Origin of the sequence: Pseudomonas sp. SbOxS1, assembly GCF_013416725.1 — a bacterium.
GTDB lineage: Bacteria > Pseudomonadota > Gammaproteobacteria > Pseudomonadales > Pseudomonadaceae > Aquipseudomonas.
Window position 1 is genome coordinate 38,170 of the sequence record NZ_JAAVXC010000026.1, and the last position, 21,764, is coordinate 59,933.

Genomic DNA, 21,764 nt, shown 5'->3' on the forward strand with positions numbered 1-21,764 from the left:
AGGAGCGTCGGAAATATCTCTTGCTTTCAACATTGCCCATCGTGCGTTCCTTTATAAAAGCACGCACTGGGCATTAAGACCTTAGCGGAACCCCAAGCCATGAACAAAAATCTGCGTTTCAGCCATAAAATCCTGCTTGCCGCCGCCCTCATCGTCATTGCCACTTTCGCCTCATTCACCCTGTATAACGACTATTTACAGCGCAATGCCATCCGCGAAGACCTGGACAACTATCTCAACGAGATGGGCGACGTCACCGCCAACAACATCCAGACCTGGCTGACCGGCCGTATCCTGCTGATCGAGAACCTCTCGCAAAACATTGCCATCAACCCGGAACAGGCCAACGTCGCCGCCCTGCTGGAACAGAAAGCCCTGACGTCGACGTTCATGGCGTCCTACCTGGGCGACGCTACCGGACACTTCACCATTCGTCCGGATGCGAAGATGCCAGACGGTTTCGACCCACGGGTTCGCCCTTGGTACAAGGGTGCGCAAAACAGCAGCACGCCGACCCTGACCGAACCCTATGTCGACGCAGCGACCGGGCAAACGATCATTTCCCTGGCCATGGCCTCGACGAAAGCCGGGCAAGGCGTTGGCGTGGTGGGCGGCGACCTCAGCCTGCAAACCTTGATCGACACCCTCAGCGCCCGGGATTTCGACGGCATGGGCTATGCCTTCCTGGTCAGCGCCGACGGCAAGATCCTGGTCCACCCGGACAAAGCCCTGGTCATGAAATCCCTGGGCGAGGCGTATCCGCAAAATACCCCGCGCATCAGCCGCGACTTCAGTGAGATCGTGGTCGACGGCAAGACCCGCATCGTCACCTTTACCCCGATCAAAGGCCTGCCGTCGGTCAATTGGTACATAGGCCTGTCGGTGGACAAGGACAAAGCCTTCTCGATGCTCAGCGAGTTCCGCGCCTCGGCAGTGATTGCCACGGTGATCGCCGTCGCCATCATCATCGCCCTGCTGGGCATGTTGATCCGCCTGCTGATTCAGCCACTGCACGTCATGACCCGGGCCATGGCCGACATCGCCGACGGTGAAGGCGACCTGACCAAGCGCCTGGTGATCCAGAACAACGACGAGTTCGGCAGCCTCGGCACCGCGTTCAACCGTTTCGTGGAGCGTATCCACGGTTCCATCCGTGAAGTGTCCTCGGCCACGGGCCAGGTCAACGAAGTGGCATTGCGCGTGGTCGCCGCCTCGAACTCGTCGATGTACAACTCCGACCAGCAAGCGTCGCGCACCAGCAGCGTGGCAGCGGCGATCAACCAACTCGGTGCCGCCGCACAGGAGATCGCCCGCAATGCCGCGCAAGCGTCGAGCCAGGCCAGCGATGCCCGCAGCCTGGCCGAAGATGGCCAGCAAGTGGTGGACCGCAGCATTGCCGCCATGAATCAACTGTCGAACATGCTCAGCGCCTCGAGCAGCAACATCGAATCGCTCAACAGCAAAACCGTGAACATCGGACAGATTCTTGAGGTGATCACCAGCATTTCCCAGCAGACCAACCTTCTGGCGCTCAACGCCGCCATCGAAGCGGCGCGGGCCGGTGAAGCCGGGCGTGGATTTGCCGTGGTAGCCGATGAAGTGCGCAACCTGGCACACCGCACCCAGGAATCGGCGCAGCAGGTACAGACCATGATCGAAGAGCTGCAGGTCGGCGCCCGCGAGTCGGTCAGCACCATGAGCGACAGTCAGCGCCACAGTCAGGACAGCGTGGAAATCGCCAACCTGGCCGGCGAGCGCCTGAGCAGCGTGACGCAACGCATCGGCGAAATCGATGGCATGAACCAGTCGGTGGCAACCGCCACCGAGGAACAGACCGCGGTGGTCGAGTCGATCAACGTCGACATCACCGAAATCAACACCCTGAACCAGGAAGGTGTGGAAAACCTGCAATCGACATTGCGCGCCTGTACGGACCTTGAGCAACAGGCGGCGCGGTTGAAGCAGCTGGTGGGCAGCTTCCGCATCTAGCCTTTTTTATCCGGCCTTCGCGGGCGGCACTTGCCCGCGAAGACGAAATACCCAGACACCAATCACTCAAACACCACCCCCCCCTCCAAACCCCAACCGAACATCTATTCTTCATATAGGTCAATCAAGGAGAACAACGGACCGGAGGGATGTTCATCGTGCATATCGCTGACATAACCATGTTCTACGCCCCTGCCAGCGGTGGCGTGCGCACTTATCTGGATGCCAAGCATCATCGCCTGTGCACCAGGCCCGGTATTCGCCACAGCCTGCTGATACCGGGGGCCGTTCTCAGCGAACAGGATGGCATCTACACGGTTCCGGCTCCTGCCCTGCCCTTCGGCAAAGGTTATCGCTTCCCTCTGCGCCTGGCGCCCTGGCGCAATGTCCTGCAGGATCTGCAACCGGAGCTGATCGAAGTCGGCGACCCCTACCTCACCGCCTGGGCGGCTTTGGACGCCCGTCGCCAACTGGATGTGCCGGTCATCGGCTTTTATCACTCCGACCTGCCACTGCTGGCTAGCAATCGAATGGGCAACTGGGTCACCCCAAACGTCGAGGCCTATGTCAGCAAGCTCTACGGCAACTTCGACCGGGTACTGGCGCCGAGCCGGGTCATGGCCGACAAACTGATTGGCCTTGGGGTGAAGAACGTTTTCGTGCAGCCACTGGGGGTCGATCTCCAGGTGTTTCATCCCGATGCACGGGATACCGGCCTTCGGGCTGAACTGGGCCTCGACGAAAACACGCATCTATTGATCTTCGCCGGACGCGGTTCCAAAGAGAAGAACCTGCCGGTGCTACTCGAATGCATGAAGCGTTTGGGCCGACGCTATCACCTGCTGCTGGTCGGTTCGTCGATGCCGACCACTGTGCCGGGCAACGTCACGGTCATCGACGGGTTCTGCCCTGCCCCCCAGGTCGCCCGCCTGATGGCCAGTGCCGACGCCTTGCTGCATGCCGGCGACCAGGAAACCTTTGGCCTGGTGACCCTCGAAGCCATGGCCTGCGGCATCCCGGTGGTGGCAGTGGCCGCTGGCGCCTTCGAGGAAATCATCACCGATCAATGTGGCCTGTTGTGTACCCCCAACGATTCGTTGGCCATGGCCAACGCCGTGCGCGAACTGTTCAGCCGGGGCAGCGCAGCCCTCGGCCAGCAAGCCCGACGCCATGTCGAGCGGTATTACGCCTGGGACGCGGTGGTCAACAGCCTGCTCGGCCACTATCACGCCGTCCTCGGCAGCCAATGGCCGCGAGCCGCCAATGCTTGAACCCACGGATGCCCCCGGCCTGCTGCTGGTACTGCACGATGTCGCGCCACCCACCTGGGCCGATTACCAGCCCTTTGTCGAGGCCGTCGACGCGCTTGGCAGCGTGCCAATCACCTGGCTGGTAGTGCCCGATTTCCACAAACACTACAACCTGCGAGCCCATCCGCAATTTCGTCGTCAGCTCAGCGCACGGCTCGAGCGTGGCGATGAACTGGTGCTGCACGGTTATTTTCACTGCGATGACGCGCCGAAGGCGAGGACTCCCCGCGACTGGTTCATGCGCCGGATCTACACCCACGAAGGCGAGTTCTACAGCTTGTCTCGCGAGGCCGCCCTCACCCGCCTGCACGCCGGCATTGAATTGTTCCAGCGCTACGATTGGCCGTTGCAGGGTTTCGTCGCGCCGGCCTGGTTGATGAGCGAAGGCACGCGCCAGGCCTTGCGCCAATTACCGCTGAATTACACCAGCGACGCCCGACATCTTTATCGCCTCCCCGAATTCACGGCTATCGATGCACCCGCATTGGTCTGGAGTGCGCGCAGTGCCTGGCGACGTGGTTTATCGAAGGTGGTCAGCCAGCAACTTGAACAGCGCTGGCGAACGGCGCCGGTGCTTCGATTGGGCCTGCACCCGGTGGACATGCGCCATGAGTTCTCGCGCACATACTGGCTGCAAACCCTCAAGCGCCTGCTCGATGAGGGCCGCGTGCCCATGACCAAGTCCCATTGGCTGGCGTTACACAACGAGCGCATGGGGCGTGCGGCATGAGTCGCTCGATTTTGCTGTGCATCGGCCTGCTCGCCGCAGTGCTCATTCCCTGGCTGCTGGGTGGCAGCGAAACCTGGTCGCGGCTCAAAGACTTTCCATTGAGCAGCTTGATGGTCATGTTCGGCATGATCTTGCTGTGTTGGGTAGTCAATACCCTGCGATTGCGCCTGTTGCTGGGGGATCAGCGCAACAAGGTCAGCCCGATCAAGAGCCTGGGCGTGGTGATGGCCGCCGAATTTGCCTATTGCGCCACGCCGGGTGGCAGCGGCGGGCCACTGACCATCATGGCTTTGCTGGCGCGCAATGGCGTGCGACCGGCCCGGGGCAGTGCCGTGTTTGCCATGGACCAACTGAGCGATCTGTTGTTTTTCCTCTGCGCATTGACCGGGATTCTGATTTACGCGCTATTCCAGCATCTCAGCCAGCACATGGCGTGGTTGCTGATCGTCAGCGCCCTCTCGATGTTCGGTGGCTTGGTCAGTTGCGTGCTGGTGGCGCGTTATCACCGCCTGGTGATCCGTCTGGGAGGCCGACTACTGGCACGCCTCAACGTCGAGCCCTCGACCCGCATGCGTTGGGCACGCAAACTCCTGCACTTCCTGGCGGCGTTTACCGACACCCTCAAGTTGCCCCCGCAGACGCTGATCACAGTGTTCGGCTTGACGTGCGTGCATTGGATCTTGCGTTACAGCGTCCTGTACCTGGCGCTGCGCGGGCTCGGCGCCGACTTGCAGTGGGCCTGGAGCTTTCTGATCCAGATGGTTTCATTGAGTGCGGGGCAGTTCAGCCTGTTGCCAGGCGGCGCGGGGGCGGCTGAATTGACTTCAGCGGCATTGTTGGCGCCCATGGTGGGTAAATCCACGGCGGCGGCCGCCATTCTGATCTGGCGGGCAGTGACCTATTACTTCTATTTGCTGGTGGGTGGGCCGGTGTTTTTGCTGATGCTGGGCCGGCCATTGCTCAAGAAGCTTATGAAGAATGTGTACCTGTAGGAGCCCGGCTTGCCGGCGAAGGCGCCTTCAAGCATCGCGCTGGTCATTCGGGCGCCTTCGCTGGCGAGCCAGCTCCTACAGGGGCGGAACTTTCTTGCTGCAACTCTTCCCACAACTCGGCAGCCCCCGGAAACTCCGTGCCGTCGTCAGGGCTCAGTTCATCGGGATCGTAACGGCTCAAACAACCCTCGCCCAAGGTGGCGGGCGCCTTGGAGGTGGCTTTGTCCAGCGGATCGGCCATGGTGATTTCCTCGGTGCAGAAACGGCGAAGGGCCTGCAGCGATTGAACGCCCAGGCCCTTCGAATTTCAACCGTGCCGTGCAGCGATCAGAACACCACGGTTTTGTTGCCGTGTACCAGCACCCGGTCTTCCAGGTGGTAACGCAGACCACGGGCCAATACCATTTTCTCGACATCACGGCCGAAGCGCACCATGTCTTCGATGCTGTCGCTGTGGCTGACGCGCACCACGTCCTGCTCGATGATCGGGCCGGCGTCCAGTTCTTCGGTCACATAGTGGCAAGTAGCGCCGATCAGCTTCACCCCACGCAGGGAAGCCTGGTGGTACGGCTTGGCGCCGACGAACGACGGCAGGAAGCTGTGGTGGATGTTGATGACCTTGTGCGCATATTCACGGCACAGCTCAGGCGGCAGAATCTGCATGTAGCGGGCCAGTACGACCACTTCGGCATCATGCTGCTTGACCAGGCGCGAGACCTCGGCGAATGCCGGCTCCTTGTCCTGGGGATTGACCGGAACGTGGTAGTAGGGAATGCCGTGCCATTCGACCATGCTGCGCAAGTCGTCGTGGTTGGAAATCACGCAGGCGATTTCACAATCCAGTTCATCGCTGTGCCAGCGATGCAGCAGGTCGGCGAGGCAGTGAGACTCGCGGCTGGCCATCAGCACTACGCGCTTCTTCTGCTCGGTATCGGTGATACGCCAGTCCATCGAGAACTCTTCGGCAATCGGCGCAAAGGCTTCGCGCAAGGCGTCGATCCCGAAAGGCAGCGAATCGGCACGAATTTCGTGACGCATGAAGAACCAGCCACTGAGATTGTCCGAGTGGTGGCTCGCTTCAGTGATCCAGCCGTTATGTGACGCCAGAAAGTTACTGACTTTGGCAACGATGCCGACGCGGTCCGGGCAAGAAATCACCAGCCGAAAAGTGCGCATGAGGGGGAAACTCCAGAACTTCGCAAAGGCGGCCATTCTAGCGATTGCGAAGCAAAACTGCAGTATTGATGACGCGCCGCCTTCCCCGATGGCCTGCGCCAAAGGTTCACGCAGCACCAGAGTGACGCCCGGCACACCGTACTTGGCGATTGACCAGCACTGGTTTGTAAATATCTGTAGCACAGGCTGCGCATTATTTAAGTGCGTATCCAATGTGTGCTGAATTCACTGGAATTTAATTAAATAAACTCAGGTTTAATGTTTACTTGATGAAACAGCCTGACTATTATTGCCGCACTGTCATCTGCCATCCAGCGCCCTACATAAGGTAGTAATCATGTCCTTGATCAACGAATATCGCGCCACCGAAGAAGCTATCAAAGAGCTGCAAGCACGTTTGAAGAATCTGTCCCAAGACGACAAACTGCAGACCGAGCTGGAATTCGAAGGCAAACTGCGCACCCTGATGGGCGAATATTCCAAGTCCCTGCGCGACATCATCGCGCTGCTGGATCCAGAAGCCAAAACCAAGGCACCACGTGGCGGCGCAGTAAAAACTACTGGCACCAAGCGTGCTCGCAAAGTTAAACAATACAAAAACCCGCACAACGGCGAAGTCATCGAAACCAAAGGTGGCAACCACAAAACTCTGAAAGAGTGGAAAGCCAAGTGGGGCGGCGACGTGGTTGAAGGCTGGGCTACCCTGCTGGGCTAAGCTTGCGCGCCTGTCGCGGATCGATTGCGACAAAAAAAACGCCAGCCAACGCTGGCGTTTTTTTATGCCCGGAGTTTAGCCCCGGGGCATTTTCGCTTTCAAAGATTCAAACGTTTGCGTAGACCCTGAACATATCCCTGCCAATCATCGAGTACCGCCTGCTGCGACGATGTCGCTGTAAGGGCCAACTGGGCTGCGGCCTCTGCAAAACTATCCAGGGTATTGGGCGCGCCCCATTCAGGCACTGACAGACGTTTCTGACAAAATATTCGCCAGCGTTCTTGCTCATCGGGACTCAAGGTATCGGGAAAGTTACGTGCTCGATATCGAAACAATAGCTCTGGCAAACGTTCGTCATCGAATGGCCATTGTTCATGTGCCAATTGCTGCGGGTCGACTGTTCTGACTTGTTCGCATAGACGTCGATCACGGTCGCCGATAAATCCGTCGTATAACTGTTGCTCAGGATCCTCGCTCGAGGAGAAATCTTCCCGGGCATAAATCGCCAGAACTTTAGCTTGCCAATCTTGCTGCGCGTCACTTAGCCGCAGTGCGCGTTGCTGATAGAGCGTTACATCCATTCCCAGGCGCAGCCGATCTTCAGGACGAAGAACCGATAACGGCGCCACCACGGGGCACTTATTGATGTGAATAAGCTTGAGCGGTACTGGCAACTCACCCTCTGCCAGGTCTTCGCGGCGGGTATACAAGCGCTGGCGCAAGGTTTCGGCATCGAGATCGAGCAGGATCTGCGGATCAAGGTGCAGGTCGCAGACAATCAAGGCGTTCTTGTTGCGTGGGTGCCAGGCCAAGGGCAACACCACACCGACATAGTTGCGCGCCGCAGAAAAGCGCCCCGACACATGCACCATGGGTTGCAGCAAGCGCACTTGGTCCAGAACTTTTTGCTTACTGCGAAGCTGAAACAACCAGTCATACAACTTCGGCTGTTTTTCCCGGATCAGGCGCGCCAGGGCGATCGTGGCGCGAACGTCCGACAGCGCTTCGTGGGCGTTGCCATGATCGAGGCCGTTGGCGGCCGTCAGGCGTTCGAGCTTGAGCGTCACCCGCCCCTCATCGTCTGTCGGCCAGACAAGGCCGTCGGGGCGCAAGGCATAAGCCGCGCGCACGACATCGATCAGGTCCCAGCGACTGTTACCGCCCTGCCATTCCCGTGCATAAGGGTCGAAAAAATTGCGGTACAGGCTGTAGCGGGTCATCTCATCGTCGAAGCGCAACGTGTTGTATCCGGCGCCGCAAGTACCCGGCGCCGCCAGTTGGGCATGGACCCGGGTCATGAAATCCGCTTCGCTCAACCCGTCCTCGGCCAATCGCGCGGGTGTGATGCCGGTAATTGCGCAGGCTGCGGGATGCGGCAGGATGTCGTCACTGGGCCGGCAAAAGAGGTTGACCGGCTCGTCGATTTCATTGAGCTCGAAGTCTGTACGCAACCCCGCCATTTGCAGCGGGCGGTCGCAACGGGGATTGATACCCGTCGTTTCGTAGTCGTACCAGAAGATGGTGGTCACGGGCTATTCCTGAACTGAAGATTGGCGAAGTCTAGGCGTTCCCGTCCCGCTCCGGCCAGCAATCGTGCCATTGAATCATCCCTGGTCACGCAATGTGCAATACATACTTATGCCGTTTTTCCCGGCAAGGCTGCTAGCATCCGCTGAAGAGACAAACCGATCAGGCCACGCCATCAGGTTGCCCATGCTCGACGCCACAGCACTGCCACGGAAAGCGACGCTGCCCCCACCACTGGACACGCGGTATCAGGTCGAAACGCCCGAAGGCATAGACTTGCCACTGCGCCCGGCCGGGATGATGGTGCGCGCACTGGCGTTTTCCATCGACCTGGCGTTGCGCGGTTTGATCCTGGGCCTGCTGTTCATTGCCCTGGCGATGCTCGGAAAACTCGGTGCCGGGCTGAGTTCGATCCTGCTCTTCGGCGTGAGCTGGTGGTACATGGTGCTGTTCGAAGTCTTCAACCAGGGGCGTTCGCCGGGCAAACATTGGATGGGCCTGCGGGTCATTCAGGACGATGGCACGCCCGTTGGCTGGTCCTCGTCACTGTTGCGCAACCTGCTGCGATTTGTCGACATGTTGCCGTTCGGCTACTTTCTCGGCGCCATCAGTTGCCTGCAACACCCCAACTTCAAGCGCCTCGGTGACTTGGCCGCCGGCACGCTGGTGGTGTACCGCGAGCAGCCGCTCACCCGTCCGCAACTGCCTCCCTCGCAACCCCGTCGCCCGCCTTTTGCCCTGACATTGAGCGAGCAACGCGCCATCCTCGGGTTTGCCGAACGCCAGGCTGGATTGTCCGACGCCAGGGTCAACGAGCTCGCCTCGATCCTCGTGCGCCCCTTGCAGGTTCCGCCTCCCCACGCCGTGGCCGAACTCAACGGCATCGCCCGCGGCTTGTTGGGGCCACCATGAAACAAAGCCTTTTTGAACATCGGCACATGGCCGAATGGGAGCAGTTTTCCCTCATGCTGGACAGGCTGGAGCGGGACAACAAAGCCAATGGAGCCGGCAGTTTCCCGGCCGATTATCGGCGCATCTGCCAACACCTGGCGCTCGCCCGCGAGCGCGGTTACAGCAGCTTCCTGATCGACTCGTTGCAGCAACAGGTGTTGCGCGGACATCAGCAGCTTTATCGACATCGTAGTCAGCTGGGCGCCCAGGCGCTGGGTTTCATCCTGGCCGGCTTCCCCCGGCTGGTACGCGAACAATGGCGCTTCGTGCTCGCCGCGAGCCTGATGTTTTTCGGCAGCCTGATCGCGTTTGCAGGGCTGGTGTATCTGTTTCCGGACCTGGTCTACAACCTGATTCCAGCCGACCAGGTCAGCGACATGCAAAGCATGTACGACCCCGATGCCGGTCACCTGGGGCGCTCGATGGAGCGGGCAGCCAGTGAAGACTGGGCGATGTTCGGCTACTACATCATGCACAACATCGGGATCGCCTTTCAGACTTACGCCAGCGGACTGCTGTTTGGCCTGGGCAGCGCGTTTTTCCTGGTCTTCAACGGTTTGATGATCGGCGCGGTGGCCGGACACCTGACGCATATCGGCTACGGGCAAAGCTTCTGGTCTTTCGTGGTCGGTCACGGTGCCTTTGAGTTGACCGCCATTGCCCTGGCCGGTGCCGCAGGCCTGCAACTGGGTTGGGCGCTGATTGCACCGGGACGCCTGCCCCGTGCCGAAGCCTTGCGCCTGGCGGCTCGCAAGAGCGTGCTGCTGATTTGCGGCGTCATGTTGTTCCTGCTGATTGCGGCATTCATCGAAGCCTACTGGTCGTCGATGACGACCCCGGCGCCCCTGACCAAATACCTGGTCGGTGCTGCGCTCTGGGTGCTGGTGGCGACTTACCTGCTGTTCGCCGGACGGACACGCCATGCGCCTGAGTGACACCACAGTGGTCATTCGCCCAAGACCGACCTGGGAAGCCATGGACCTCGGCGTGCTGTTGAGCCAGCGCCACCGACGCCTGCTGATGAGCAGTTGGGCGCTTGTCACCTTGCCGGTTTTCGCCCTGCTCACCTGGTTGCTGTGGGATTCGCCGACCCTGGCCGTGTTCATCTTCTGGTGGCTGAAACCGGCCTTCGAGCGCTTGCCGTTGTACATCCTTTCCAAAGCCATTTTTGGCGAAACGCCCACCCTCAAGCAGGCGCTTCACCAGTGGCCCCGGTTGCTCAAGCCGCAACTGCTGGCCAGCCTGACCTGGCGACGCCTGAGCCTGAGTCGCAGCTTCGTGTTGCCGGTGTTGCAGCTCGAAGGCCTGAGCGGTGATGCGCGCCAACAGCGATTGCAGGTGCTGTTGCAGCGTGACGCCAGCGCGGCACGCTGGCTGACCGTGATTGGTGCGCATCTGGAAGGCGCGTTATGGATCGGCTTGATGGTCCTGTTTTACCTGTTGTTGCCACAACAGGTCGCCCTCGACTGGAGCTGGCAGTCGCTGATCAGTGCCGCGACGCAGGAGTGGCACTGGCTGGAACACCTGTCCAACGGCTTCTACGTCCTGGTGCTGGTGGTTTGGGAGCCGGTCTACGTAGCCGCAGGCTTCAGCCTGTACCTGAACCGGCGCACCGCGCTCGAAGCCTGGGATATCGAGCTGGTGTTTCGCCGCCTGTCCCAGCGTTTGAGCGGCGCCACCCTCGCCCTGTTACTGGCAGTCACCTTGCTGATGCCGATCGCACCCACCGTCTGGGCGACCCCTGCGACGCCCGACAGCCCGCGCTTGCTGGAGCAACCACTGACCAGCCAGGCATCCCGGGACAGCATCAAGGCCATTCTCGATCAGCCACCGTTCAAGAACCGGGAAACCGTCACCCGTTATCGATTTGGCGAAAACCAGGCCCCGGACGAACGCGCGGACGAAGACAACACACCTCAATGGCTAAAGGCGTTGCTCCAGATGTTTGACAACCAGCACTTCGGCGCATTGGCCACGCTGATCGAAATCACGCTGTGGGCAGCCGTGATCACCGCCATCGGGGTCTTGATCTGGTACTACCGTGAGTGGCTGCAGGCGTTCGTCAGCCGTCGCCCGCGCCCCGCCGAAAGAACCCCGCACCCGCCTACCCCGCAGGCCTTCGGCCTGGACCTCAGCCGCGAGACCCTGCCCCCTGACATCGCTGCCAGTGCCGAACGCCTCTGGCAGAGCAACCCGCGTGCAGCGCTTGGCTTACTCTATCGCGCCCTGCTCAGCCGCCTGTTGCATGACTTCGACATGCCACTCAAGGCCGCCGACACCGAAGGCCAGGTACTGGAACGCATCGAGCAATTGCAGCAACCGGCACTGTTGGCCTTCAGCAAAGACCTGACCACGCACTGGCAAAACATGGCCTACGGGCATCTGCTGCCACCCGCGCAGGTGCAACGCGAACTGTGCGACGCCTGGCGTGGCGTATTTGGCCCGGAAGTCACCCATTGAACCGGCGCACCTGGCCGATCGTCTGCGCGGTGAGCGCTGCGCTGCTCGGCGCGTTGATGACTTGGCTGTACCTCAAGGCAACGCCCTATCCGGCCGAAATCGACCACGGCCCGGCGCCTGAAGCCCTGGCCAATCCCTACCTGGCCGCCGAGCTTTTTCTGCGCAAGCAGGGCCTGAGTGTCAGCCATGCCAACCGCCTCGACGTCCTGCCAACCCTGGCACCAGAGCATCACAGCCTGTTGATGTTCGGCGACCGCTACAACATGACGCCCCGGCAGATCGATCAGGTGCTGAACTGGACCCGGGCCGGCGGGCGCCTGATGTTCGTTGCCCAGTCGCTGTGGGATGAAAAGACCGGGCAAAGCAATGACCTGTTGCTGGATCGGGTGCAACTGCAACAATCGCTGAGCAAAGACCTCAAGGACCCGCCGCCCGGCACCCGGGATGATCCCTACCCGCAACTGACCAAGCTCTATCTGGAAGATGAAGACGCACCGGCCTACGCCAGCTTCGATACCGCGTTCCATCTCGAAGACCCGAAAAACCTCGCCCAGGCCTGGGCCAACAGTGCCAAGGCCACCCATATGATGCAACTGGAGCACGGGCTCGGCTCGATCATCGTGGTGACCGACGCCGACCTGTGGAAAACCCCGGCCATCGATCAATACGACAATGCCTGGCTGCTCTGGTACCTGACCGCCGATACCGGTGTGACCCTGCTGTTCGACACCGAGCACGACAGCCTGCTGACACTGCTGCTGCGCCATTTCCCCCAGGCGCTGGTCGCCTTGATCGCCCTGATCGGCCTGGGTTGCTGGCACTTCGGTGTGCGCCATGGCCCACTGCTGGAACCGCAGGGTAAAGCTCGCCGCCAATTGCAGGAACACCTGCGCGCCAGCGCCGATTTCATGTTGCGGCACGATGGCCAGCACAGCCTGCTGCAGGCCTTGCAGCAAGACATACTGCGCCGCGTGAGACATCGTCATCCTGGCTATGAACAACTGGATGTCGCCGAACAATGGCAGGTACTCGCCCGCCTGAGCGGCCAGCCCGCAGATGCGATCAGCCAAGCCATGGGCCCGCGGCTGAAGCAGCGGCTTTCCAGAGCTGAATTCAGCCGCCAGGTCGCCCGCCTGCAAACCTTGAGGAATGCGTTATGAGTCAACCGATCGAGCCCGATGCAATCAACCACGCCACCCGGCAACGCCAGCGTGCCTGCCAGTTGGCCCAGGCGGTGCGCCATGAATTGCAAAAAGCCGTGATCGGCCAGGACAGGGTCATCGATGACGTCCTCACCGCCCTGCTTGCCGGCGGCCACGTATTGCTCGAAGGCGTGCCGGGGCTGGGCAAGACGTTGCTGGTCAGGGCATTGGCACGCTGTTTCGGCGGCGAATTCGCGCGTATCCAGTTCACGCCGGACCTGATGCCCAGCGACGTCACCGGCCATGCGGTGTACGACTTGCAGACCGAGCAATTCAAACTGCGCAAGGGCCCCTTGTTCACCAACCTGTTGCTCGCCGACGAGATCAACCGCGCCCCGGCAAAAACCCAGGCCGCACTGCTCGAAGCCATGCAGGAACGCCAGGTCACCCTCGAAGGACGCGCCCTGCCCATCGCGCAGCCGTTCATGGTGCTCGCCACGCAAAACCCCATCGAACAGGAAGGCACGTACCCGTTACCGGAAGCAGAACTCGATCGCTTCATGCTCAAGGTGCGCATGGACTACCCCGACGCCGAACAGGAGTTGGACATGGTGCGCCAGGTCAGCCGCTCGACCCGGGCCGACATGCTCGATGTGCAACCGCTGCGCACGGTGCTGCAAGCCAAGGAGGTACTGGTGTTGCAGCGCATCGTCAGTGATTTGCCGCTGGACGACCAGGTCCTCGACTACGCCGTACGCCTGGCCCGCACTACCCGCAGCTGGCCCGGCCTGACCCTCGGCGCCGGGCCTCGTGCATCCATTGCGCTGGTGCGCTGCGCCAGGGCGCGAGCCTTGTTACGCGGCGGCGAGTTTGTGATCCCGGACGATATAAAAGGCTGCGCCCTGGCCGTGTTGCGCCATCGCGTGCGCATTGCGCCAGAACTGGATATCGAAGGGCTGGATGTCGATCAGGTGCTGCGGCAACTGCTCGATCAAGTGCCGGCACCACGGCTGTGAAACCCTCGCGCCTGCTGCTGGCCTGGCTCGCAATCCTGCTGGCCATCGGCCTCATTCTGGGCACATTGCGCGCATTGGACATCGCCGTTCCTTCAACACTGTTCTCGATCAACTGGGGCCTGCTCCTGGCACTCCTGGTCCTGGCAATTCTCGACGCCATCCGCCTCAACCGCCTGCCCTCGCCCCGCGTACAACGACAACTGCCCGGCAGCCTGGCCCTCGGTCGCTGGAGCTCCGTGCGACTGCAAGTCGCGCACGACTTTCCCCTGCCGCTGAACATCCAGGTCTACGACCACGTGCCCGACGGGTTGAGCTTCGAGAACCTTCCTCTATCGGTCGAACTTCAACCCGGCCAGCACAGCGACGTCGACTATCGCCTGCGTCCGCTCAAGCGCGGCCACTTCAGCTTCGAGCACTGCGAAACCAGCCTGCCCAGCCCATTGGGTCTATGGCACGGCAAACGCCTGCTGAGCGTGATCGACAACACCCGCGTCTACCCCGACTTCGCCCGCCTCTACGGCGGCCAGCTGCTGGCGGTGGACAACTGGCTCAGCCAACTCGGCGTGCGCCAGCGCCAACGACGCGGCCTGGGCCTGGAGTTTCATCAGCTACGGGAATTTCGCGAAGGCGACAGCCTTCGCCAGATCGACTGGAAAGCCACCGCCCGCCAACGCACGCCCATTGCCCGGGAGTACCAGGACGAGCGTGACCAACAGATCATCTTGATGCTCGACTGCGGTCGACGCATGCGCAGCCAGGACGATGAACTGGCGCACTTCGATCACGCGCTCAATGCCTGTCTGTTGCTGAGCTACGTGGCGTTGCGTCAGGGTGATGCAGTGGGCCTGAGCACCTTTGCCAGCGACCAACCGCGTTATCTCGCGCCTGTGAAAGGTGCCGGGCAACTCAACGTATTGCTCAATACGGTCTACGACCTGAACAGCACTCAACGCAGCGCCGATTATCAAGCGGCTACCACCCAACTACTGTCTCGACAGAAACGGCGGGCGCTGGTGCTGCTGGTGACCAACCTGCGCGATGAAGACGATGAAGAACTGCTGACGGCCGTCAAGCGCTTGAGCCAGCAGCATCAGGTGTTGGTCGCAAGCTTGCGTGAAAACGTCCTCGATACGACGCGCACATTACTGGTGCAAACCTTGTCGGAAGCGCTGGCCTATTGTGGGAGCGTCGAATATCTGAATTCGCGCGCAGCACTCCATGAGCGCTTGATCGCCCACGGAGTACCGGTAGTGGATAGTCAGCCTGAGGCATTGGGCCCCGCGTTGGTCACGCGTTACTTGAGCTGGAAAAAAGCAGGGACGATTTAGAGCCCCCCTCCAAGCGCAACGTTTGCTGCATCAGGCCGAAGCCGGCAACGGCTGAAAGCTGAAGTACTGCCTCAACGCCTCCACCAGTTGCCCATACTCAGGTGGCGCCCGTTGCAGGCTGAACCCGGCGTCATAGAAATGAGGGGTTGCGTCTTCATGGCACCACAGGCAACACGCCCGCAGGTCGATGACCTGCATGCACCCGCCGCTCGCGGGGATTTTCAGACGCAAATCGAAATCCGCGCCGATCATCATCGGCAGCTGACTGATGAGCATCAGCCCGTCTTCAGAGACGTTGCCCAGATAGCCAATAGGTTTGTCGGTAATGCGGTTGAACACTTTCAGAAAATACGGCAGTTGATGCCGCTCGATCCGGCGGTCAGTGAACATGCTGAATTCGCTTTGCCAGGCCCTTAAGCAGAGCCGCACTAATGCTTCGGAACGGGCCTGCCTCTTGTTGAATCAGGCATGGGCGCGCTCTCCCCGATCCTGGTGCGGCAGTCCATGAACCGCTGCCGCTTACTCCTGCCGATCACAGGTGTTACCTCGGTTTGGAGACAAGGCTCCGAACCGGTTTATTCGACTATAGCTCACCGTCGCCGGTGAGCCAGCCATTGAATGAGAAACGTAATCAGAAGCGAGTTGGACGCACCGCCGCCGAACTGCGCAGCGGGTAGTGACCCAGCGCTTGCAGGGTTTCCAGACGCGCCTGGGCGCGATAGGCATATTCGCTTTGCGGATACGAAGCGATAATGAACTGGTAGGTTTGCGCCGCATCGACAAACAGTTTCTGCCGCTCCAGGCACAAGCCGCGCAGCATCGATACTTCCGGCCACACATAAGGCCGTGCGCGGCTGGCGCGTTCCACTTTGGACAGTTCGAGCGTCACCTGCTCGCAATTGCCACGGTCATAGGCGCTGTAGGCCAGGTTCAAATGGTGGTTCATCGACCAACGGGTGCAGCCCACGACACTGAGGGCAAGGACGGCTATGAGCACGAATCGCATGGGAGTTCTCCTGACTTGAGCTCTGTATCGACCCGTGGGCGAAAATCTTCAGGTGGTCATTAACCAAAAGTGTTCATTCAAAGAAACAAACCAATAAGTAGTGCACATGAACAATGACTACACCCCAAGAGCATAGTAGCCTCACTCAGCGCTTGAACTCAGGAGTCTTTGCATGTCCGTCCGTCGTACCAAAATCGTCGCCACCCTTGGCCCGGCCAGTAACTCGCCGGAAGTTCTCGAACAGCTGATCCTGGCTGGCCTGGACGTCGCCCGCCTGAACTTCTCCCACGGCACCCCCGACGAGCACAAGGCTCGCGCGAAGCTGGTGCGTGACCTCGCTGCCAAGCATGGCCGCTTCGTCGCCCTGCTGGGTGACCTGCAAGGCCCGAAAATCCGTATCGCCAAATTCGCCAACAAGAAGATCGAGCTGAAGATCGGTGATCAATTCACCTTCTCCACCAGCCATCCCCTGACCGAAGGCAACCAGCAAGTGGTCGGCATCGACTACCCGGACCTGGTCAAGGACTGCGGTGTAGGCGACGAGCTGCTGCTCGACGACGGCCGCGTGGTGATGCGCGTCGATACCGCCACCGCCACCGAACTGAACTGCACCGTGACCATCGGCGGCCCGCTGTCGGACCATAAAGGCATCAACCGTCGTGGCGGTGGCCTGACGGCACCGGCCCTGACCGAGAAAGACAAGGCCGACATCAAGCTCGCTGCCGAAATGCAGGTCGACTACCTCGCCGTGTCCTTCCCGCGCGACGCCGCCGACATGGAATACGCCCGTCAACTGCGCGACGAAGCCGGCGGTACCGCCTGGCTGGTGGCGAAGATCGAACGTGCCGAAGCCGTGGCCGACGACGAAACCCTCGATGGCCTGATCAATGCCTCCGACGCCGTGATGGTGGCCCGTGGTGACCTGGGCGTGGAAATCGGCGACGCCGAACTGGTGGGCATCCAGAAGAAAATCATTCTGCACGCACGCCGCCACAACAAGGCCGTGATCGTGGCGACCCAGATGATGGAGTCGATGATCCAGAACCCGATGCCGACTCGCGCCGAAGTGTCCGACGTAGCCAACGCCGTGCTCGACTACACCGACGCCGTGATGCTCTCGGCCGAAAGTGCCGCCGGTCTGTACCCGCTGGAAGCCGTGCAAGCCATGGCGCGCATCTGCATCGGCGCTGAAAAGCACCCGACCAGCAAGACCTCCAGCCACCGCATCGGTAAAGAGTTCCAGCGCTGCGACGAGAGCATCGCGCTGGCGACCATGTACACCGCCAACCACTTCCCGGGCGTAAAAGCGATCATCGCCCTGACCGAAAGCGGCTACACCCCGCTGATCATGTCGCGCATCCGTTCCTCGGTGCCGATCTACGCGTTCACTCCGCACCGTGAAGCCCAGGCCCGTGCTGCAATGTTCCGTGGCGTGTACACCATTCCGTTCGATCCAGCTTCGCTGGCACCGAACGAAGTCAGCCAGAAGGCGATCGACGAGCTGGTCAAGCGCGGCGTCGTGGAGAAAGGCGACTGGGTCATCCTGACCAAGGGCGACAGCTACCACACCACCGGCGGCACCAACGGCATGAAGATTCTGCACGTTGGCGATCCGATGGTCTGAGACCTTCGCCAGTAAATAGGCCTCCCAGTTTGCGCTGGGGGGCCTTTTTTATGACCAGAATTCATGATCTCGACGACACCTTGCGACACCTGACACTTTTGACAGTACCGGTAAAGGCTTCCGACAGGCTGAATGACTTGACCCCGAATACATCCTGGGGCCTGGAAAAATCAGCAATCAACAGGGAGTAAATCATGTCGACTAACAACACTATTGAAACACTTCGTAACGCGAGCGAACTAGACCCTAGCTTTGGCGATAAAGGCCTCGCCCGACTCCAGTCGCCAAATCCCAACTATCCTAACTATGAATCAATGACAGTCGCCACCGGCCCTGACAACAAAATTTACGTTGCAGGCTTGGCATATAAGGAATCCAGCCACTCGATCTACACGTTGGCGCGACTCGACGAAAATGGCTTTATCGATATAAGTTTTGGCGAGCAAGGTTATTTCAGCGATTTTTTTACCAATTTTCCATCTAATTTTTACTGCGATAATATTAATTTTTTGAATGGCAAAATTGTGCTTAGCGGGCTTCTCATTCATCGTGAGAACGGTAGTTCAAGGCTGGACAAGGGGGTTTCTTGCATTCTTCCAAGCGGAAAAATCGACGAGAATTTTGCAGACCATGGAAAGTTTATTTTCAGAGCTCCGCGAGAGTCAGAACATCCGATTATTGCACCAGCCAACAATGAAGACCTCAGCGAAAAAGCCAGATTGAAGCCAGGTAACCCCCCTCATTCGAGAGTCTCTGAACGGAGTATTCAAAAAATCTGCACGATTACCAACGAGCACATTTTGCTGTTGCACGCGACCAGTACGGGCGGAACTCAGGATAGCTTTATCATTCGCCTCGATCACCGCGGGGTGCTCGATTACACGTTCAATGGCGCTGGCTTCGTTCGCGTCAAACACGAAATTTTTAACCGACTGGAGCTGTCCAGCCTGATCGTTGATGACAGTGGAAATTACATAAGCAGTGGTAACGTCAGAGTTATTGATGGCGGCTTACCGGACGCCATAGTCTTGGTAAAACACCATCAGGATGGCAGGCTTGATACAACCTATCAGCGGGGTGGATTCCTGTTTCTGTCGAGTGAAAACCCAGGGCACCACTTCGTTCTTGAAAAGACTGTAAAGCAACCGAACAACCGCGTTCTGTGCGCAGGCACGGTTGTCGACCCAAATAGTCTGGAAAGGCCCGGACTGTTAATCAGTCGTGAAGCAGATGGATCCAGCAATATCCAGTTCAATAAGGGGAACCCTGTCCTTACTGCCGTGAGCTCGTCACGAGTATTATTGTTTAATACCGATTTCCAGCCCGACGGCAGTTTCCTCGCCACTGCAGTTGTAGAGACGGATGACTTATCGAGTAACAATTACGGTATTGCACGCTTTTTACATGACGGAACTCATGACAAAAGCTTCGGCAACGGTGAAGGCTGGCTGAATTACATAGACTCACAACACTTCAGACAGCACACGTCAGTCATTACAAACAAAGGCGTTGTGATATCTGTGGAGTTTAACAACGGCGGGGTATTTGACAGTGCCCTCGCACGCGGCCTGCTCCCCTGATTGGCAAAAGCCCCACACCTGATGAAGGTGTGGGGCTTTCGGCCACCCGTGTGACATGGCCTGGCTCATAGTGAATTCTTGCCTGAGAACTCAACGCTTAAGCACGGGGCAGGAACACGTCCGCCAGCAGTTGATTGCGCGGCAATCCCGCCAGATACAAGCGCCGGGCAAACGCATCGACGCTGTCCGGTGCCCCACAGACCAAAGCCAGGGTTTGCCGGGAAACAATCCGCAGTTGTGCCAAAGCCGCCGGCAACTCGGCCGGGGTCCAGAGCTCGATACTGAGGTTCGGGCGGCTGGCCGCCATGGCTTGCAGGGGTTTGGCCAGGTAATGTTCATTGGCGTCATGGGCCAGGTGGATGACGCGGATGGCGCCCCGATGATCCTGACGCAACGCTTCGCGCAACACGCCAAACAACGGGCCCAGCCCGGTGCCGGCCGCCATCAGCCACAGCGGACGGTCGTGCCAGTCCGGATCGTAGTGCAACGCGCCACCACGCAACTCGCCGAGGCGGATCGGGTCGCCGATGCTCAGCTGACGGGCTGCCTCGCAAAATTCCCCCGACTGGCGACAATCAAGGTGAAACTCGAGAAAGCGGTCCTCTTCCGGCAGGCTGGCGAGGGAGTATGGCCGCGCCACATTGCCCGCCCATAACACCAGATGCTGGCCGGCGCTGTAGCGCAATGGCCGCTGCGCAGTCAGGCGCAAGCGCAACACGCTGGGGCTCAGCCAATCGGCGGCAGCGACCTCGGCCGGGCGACCGTCCTGTTGCGGGTCGAAGGTGTGCACCTGCAAGTCCTCGACCACCTGACACTGGCAGGCCAGGCGCCAGCCTTGCTGACGCTGCTCTGCGCTCAGAGCATCGGGGCGACTGTCGCTCGGCAGCCCTTGCACGCATTGCACCAGGCACGCATGGCAACTGCCGGCACGACAGCTGTAAGGCACTGACACGCCGTTCTGATTCAGGGCATCCAGCAGATTACTGCCAGTGGCCACCGACCATTGGCGGTCGCCAACACGCAACTCAGGCATCGACGTTTTCCCATGCCGCTGCGCACCGGTTGCGACCGTCACGCTTGGCCCGATAAAGTGCCTGGTCAGCCCGCTGCAAGGCCTCGTCAAGATCATCGCCCGGTAACAGCAGGGTCATGCCCGCGGACAGGCTGAGACTGCCGACCTTCAAGCCGATCAACTGTACATCGATGAAGGCGAGGCGCAGCCGCTCGCAACACGCCGTCAATCGCCCGGCATCGCAATCAGGCAGCAACACCACGAACTCTTCTCCGCCGTAGCGCGCCAGGACATCACCGTCGCGCAGGCAGGCTGACGCCACGCCGGCAAATGCCTGCAACACCTGATCGCCAGCCGCATGGCCGTGAATGTCGTTGATGCGTTTGAAGTGATCAAGGTCGATCAGCGCCAGGCCATGCACGACACTGGCGTCCATGGCCTTGAGTTCGCGCGAAGCCAGGCGCAGGAAATGCCGGCGATTGAACAAACCGGTCAATTCGTCGGTGGCCACCAGGTCCTCGAGCTGGCGCATCATCCCGCGCAACGTATCCTGGTGTGCCTGCAAGGCGAAGCGGCGCTGACGCATGCGCAGGCGGGAGGCCTGGACGTAACGGGCGTACAGCTCCAGCCAGACCAGCACGATAAACAGCACGCACACCTGCAACACGGCCAGCGCCGGATCGGCCAGCTGGAGGTGGTAGCCCTCCCACAGCGTGATCGTGCTGAAACTGAAAAATACCAGCAACGCGCACCGTGCAAAGGCACGGCGCGACAGATGAAACAGCCCGAACAACAGAATCAGCACGTAGAACACCAGGAACGCGCCGCGGGCCTCATCCAGATTGGCAATCAACCAGGTTTGCCAGCCCAGCCCCAGCAGCACTTGCGGCTCGGTCAGGCTGGGGTCGGAAAAACGCAGGTTGCAACCGCTGTAGAACACCACGAACAACGCCGCCTGGCTGATGACCACCAGCGCGCTGCCGACGGCGACATTGGCCAGCGGCTCATCGTAATGGCCGGTGAAAAACGCCAGCCACAGCAGTAGAAGAGCCAGGGCGTAGGTGCCGGCTGCGAGGCCAAAACGTTTGAGCAACAGGCGCTGGATGGCGTTATGGGTCAATCGTTGACTCACCCTATGAAAGGAGACTGACAGAGCGTCCTACTCTACAGACCGAATGTCACTTTAGTGGTGCGGCCGATAAATAA

General features: G+C 60.0%; 20 protein-coding genes. 13 read left to right on the top strand and 7 right to left on the bottom strand.

The features are described from left to right. Window positions 1-99: 99 nt before the first annotated feature. From HFK74_RS21145 to HFK74_RS21160, 4 genes are all read left to right on the top strand, one after another. Window positions 100-1,989 carry a methyl-accepting chemotaxis protein gene (locus tag HFK74_RS21145; RefSeq protein WP_180205195.1) on the top strand — a complete coding sequence of 630 codons (1,890 nt, stop codon included), beginning with the start codon at window positions 100-102 and terminating at the stop codon, window positions 1,987-1,989. Window positions 1,990-2,138: 149 nt separating this feature from the next. After that, window positions 2,139-3,260 (top strand): glycosyltransferase family 1 protein, encoded by a 1,122-nt coding sequence (locus tag HFK74_RS21150; RefSeq protein ID WP_180205196.1) that lies wholly within the window; start codon window positions 2,139-2,141, stop codon window positions 3,258-3,260. Then, on the top strand, window positions 3,253-4,029 hold the full coding sequence (locus HFK74_RS21155; protein ID WP_180205197.1) for a DUF2334 domain-containing protein: 777 nt from the start codon (window positions 3,253-3,255) through the stop codon (window positions 4,027-4,029). Before HFK74_RS21150 ends, HFK74_RS21155 begins: the two co-directional genes overlap by 8 nt. After that, entirely contained in the window at window positions 4,026-5,021 is a 996-nt protein-coding gene (locus HFK74_RS21160) for a lysylphosphatidylglycerol synthase transmembrane domain-containing protein (RefSeq protein ID WP_180205198.1), read from the top strand. The genes HFK74_RS21155 and HFK74_RS21160 overlap by 4 nt, the downstream gene beginning before the upstream one ends. A gap of 43 nt (window positions 5,022-5,064) precedes the next feature. Here HFK74_RS21160 and HFK74_RS21165 read toward each other — a convergent pair whose 3' ends face one another. Together HFK74_RS21165 and purU are read right to left on the bottom strand one after the other, a co-directional pair. Next, window positions 5,065-5,262 (bottom strand): hypothetical protein, encoded by a 198-nt coding sequence (locus HFK74_RS21165; RefSeq protein ID WP_180205199.1) that lies wholly within the window; start codon window positions 5,260-5,262, stop codon window positions 5,065-5,067. Between the two features lie 86 nt (window positions 5,263-5,348). Continuing rightward, window positions 5,349-6,197: a formyltetrahydrofolate deformylase gene (purU, locus tag HFK74_RS21170; RefSeq protein WP_008058682.1), complete on the bottom strand. Its 849-nt coding sequence runs from the start codon at window positions 6,195-6,197 to the stop codon at window positions 5,349-5,351. Window positions 6,198-6,534: 337 nt separating this feature from the next. Here purU and mvaT point away from each other — a divergent pair, with 337 nt between their 5' ends. After that, a complete protein-coding gene (gene mvaT / locus HFK74_RS21175) occupies window positions 6,535-6,912 on the top strand; it encodes a histone-like nucleoid-structuring protein MvaT (protein WP_008058684.1) in 378 nt (125 codons plus the stop codon). A gap of 98 nt (window positions 6,913-7,010) precedes the next feature. Here the strand turns inward: mvaT and sbcB are convergent, their stop codons facing one another. Further along, window positions 7,011-8,441: an exodeoxyribonuclease I gene (gene sbcB / locus HFK74_RS21180; protein WP_180205200.1), complete on the bottom strand. Its 1,431-nt coding sequence runs from the start codon at window positions 8,439-8,441 to the stop codon at window positions 7,011-7,013. A gap of 184 nt (window positions 8,442-8,625) precedes the next feature. Here sbcB and HFK74_RS21185 point away from each other — a divergent pair, with 184 nt between their 5' ends. The 6 genes from HFK74_RS21185 to HFK74_RS21210 are packed head-to-tail and all read left to right on the top strand — an operon-like array spanning window position 8,626 to window position 15,336. Then, entirely contained in the window at window positions 8,626-9,351 is a 726-nt protein-coding gene (locus HFK74_RS21185; RefSeq protein ID WP_180205201.1) for an RDD family protein, read from the top strand. Beyond that, window positions 9,348-10,325: a stage II sporulation protein M gene (locus tag HFK74_RS21190; RefSeq protein WP_180205202.1), complete on the top strand. Its 978-nt coding sequence runs from the start codon at window positions 9,348-9,350 to the stop codon at window positions 10,323-10,325. Before HFK74_RS21185 ends, HFK74_RS21190 begins: the two co-directional genes overlap by 4 nt. Then, window positions 10,312-11,850, top strand: coding sequence for a DUF4129 domain-containing protein (locus HFK74_RS21195; protein WP_180205203.1), 1,539 nt, complete (start codon window positions 10,312-10,314; stop codon window positions 11,848-11,850). Before HFK74_RS21190 ends, HFK74_RS21195 begins: the two co-directional genes overlap by 14 nt. Before the next feature lie 56 nt (window positions 11,851-11,906). Beyond that, a complete protein-coding gene (locus HFK74_RS21200; protein ID WP_180205387.1) occupies window positions 11,907-13,010 on the top strand; it encodes a DUF4350 domain-containing protein in 1,104 nt (367 codons plus the stop codon). Then, complete coding sequence (locus tag HFK74_RS21205; protein ID WP_180205204.1) at window positions 13,007-14,008, top strand: MoxR family ATPase; 1,002 nt, start codon at window positions 13,007-13,009, stop codon at window positions 14,006-14,008. The genes HFK74_RS21200 and HFK74_RS21205 overlap by 4 nt, the downstream gene beginning before the upstream one ends. Continuing rightward, on the top strand, window positions 14,005-15,336 hold the full coding sequence (locus HFK74_RS21210) for a DUF58 domain-containing protein (protein ID WP_180205205.1): 1,332 nt from the start codon (window positions 14,005-14,007) through the stop codon (window positions 15,334-15,336). Before HFK74_RS21205 ends, HFK74_RS21210 begins: the two co-directional genes overlap by 4 nt. A 30-nt stretch (window positions 15,337-15,366) precedes the next feature. On the opposite strand, the gene HFK74_RS21215 is transcribed toward HFK74_RS21210, so the two are convergent. Beyond that, a complete protein-coding gene (locus HFK74_RS21215) occupies window positions 15,367-15,726 on the bottom strand; it encodes a PilZ domain-containing protein (protein WP_008058694.1) in 360 nt (119 codons plus the stop codon). Between the two features lie 241 nt (window positions 15,727-15,967). Beyond that, window positions 15,968-16,342: a tol-pal system YbgF family protein gene (locus HFK74_RS21220; RefSeq protein ID WP_046818835.1), complete on the bottom strand. Its 375-nt coding sequence runs from the start codon at window positions 16,340-16,342 to the stop codon at window positions 15,968-15,970. 172 nt (window positions 16,343-16,514) lie between these two features. On the opposite strand from HFK74_RS21220, the gene pyk reads away from it, so the two are divergent. Together pyk and HFK74_RS21230 are read left to right on the top strand one after the other, a co-directional pair. Beyond that, complete coding sequence (gene pyk / locus HFK74_RS21225) at window positions 16,515-17,966, top strand: pyruvate kinase (RefSeq protein WP_008058696.1); 1,452 nt, start codon at window positions 16,515-16,517, stop codon at window positions 17,964-17,966. 194 nt (window positions 17,967-18,160) lie between these two features. After that, entirely contained in the window at window positions 18,161-19,546 is a 1,386-nt protein-coding gene (locus HFK74_RS21230; RefSeq protein WP_180205206.1) for a delta-60 repeat domain-containing protein, read from the top strand. Between the two features lie 97 nt (window positions 19,547-19,643). Here the strand turns inward: HFK74_RS21230 and HFK74_RS21235 are convergent, their stop codons facing one another. Both HFK74_RS21235 and HFK74_RS21240 read right to left on the bottom strand, forming a co-directional pair. Then, window positions 19,644-20,579, bottom strand: coding sequence for an iron-sulfur-binding ferredoxin reductase (locus HFK74_RS21235; RefSeq protein ID WP_180205207.1), 936 nt, complete (start codon window positions 20,577-20,579; stop codon window positions 19,644-19,646). Beyond that, a complete protein-coding gene (locus tag HFK74_RS21240) occupies window positions 20,572-21,678 on the bottom strand; it encodes a GGDEF domain-containing protein (RefSeq protein WP_180205208.1) in 1,107 nt (368 codons plus the stop codon). The genes HFK74_RS21235 and HFK74_RS21240 overlap by 8 nt, the downstream gene beginning before the upstream one ends. Window positions 21,679-21,764 lie beyond the last annotated feature (86 nt).

Coding starts and splice junctions, on each gene's coding strand:
- HFK74_RS21145 (WP_180205195.1), top strand. CDS start 100: ATGAACAAAAATCTGCGTTTCAGCCATAAAATCCTGCTTGCCGCCGCC.
- HFK74_RS21215 (WP_008058694.1), bottom strand. CDS start 15,726: ATGTTCACTGACCGCCGGATCGAGCGGCATCAACTGCCGTATTTTCTG.
- HFK74_RS21155 (WP_180205197.1), top strand. CDS start 3,253: ATGCTTGAACCCACGGATGCCCCCGGCCTGCTGCTGGTACTGCACGAT.
- HFK74_RS21150 (WP_180205196.1), top strand. CDS start 2,139: ATGTTCATCGTGCATATCGCTGACATAACCATGTTCTACGCCCCTGCC.
- HFK74_RS21165 (WP_180205199.1), bottom strand. CDS start 5,262: ATGGCCGATCCGCTGGACAAAGCCACCTCCAAGGCGCCCGCCACCTTG.
- HFK74_RS21200 (WP_180205387.1), top strand. CDS start 11,907: ATGACTTGGCTGTACCTCAAGGCAACGCCCTATCCGGCCGAAATCGAC.
- mvaT (WP_008058684.1), top strand. CDS start 6,535: ATGTCCTTGATCAACGAATATCGCGCCACCGAAGAAGCTATCAAAGAG.
- purU (WP_008058682.1), bottom strand. CDS start 6,197: ATGCGCACTTTTCGGCTGGTGATTTCTTGCCCGGACCGCGTCGGCATC.
- HFK74_RS21220 (WP_046818835.1), bottom strand. CDS start 16,342: ATGCGATTCGTGCTCATAGCCGTCCTTGCCCTCAGTGTCGTGGGCTGC.
- pyk (WP_008058696.1), top strand. CDS start 16,515: ATGTCCGTCCGTCGTACCAAAATCGTCGCCACCCTTGGCCCGGCCAGT.
- HFK74_RS21195 (WP_180205203.1), top strand. CDS start 10,312: ATGCGCCTGAGTGACACCACAGTGGTCATTCGCCCAAGACCGACCTGG.
- HFK74_RS21230 (WP_180205206.1), top strand. CDS start 18,161: ATGTCGACTAACAACACTATTGAAACACTTCGTAACGCGAGCGAACTA.
- HFK74_RS21235 (WP_180205207.1), bottom strand. CDS start 20,579: ATGCCTGAGTTGCGTGTTGGCGACCGCCAATGGTCGGTGGCCACTGGC.
- HFK74_RS21205 (WP_180205204.1), top strand. CDS start 13,007: ATGAGTCAACCGATCGAGCCCGATGCAATCAACCACGCCACCCGGCAA.
- HFK74_RS21185 (WP_180205201.1), top strand. CDS start 8,626: ATGCTCGACGCCACAGCACTGCCACGGAAAGCGACGCTGCCCCCACCA.
- HFK74_RS21160 (WP_180205198.1), top strand. CDS start 4,026: ATGAGTCGCTCGATTTTGCTGTGCATCGGCCTGCTCGCCGCAGTGCTC.
- HFK74_RS21190 (WP_180205202.1), top strand. CDS start 9,348: ATGAAACAAAGCCTTTTTGAACATCGGCACATGGCCGAATGGGAGCAG.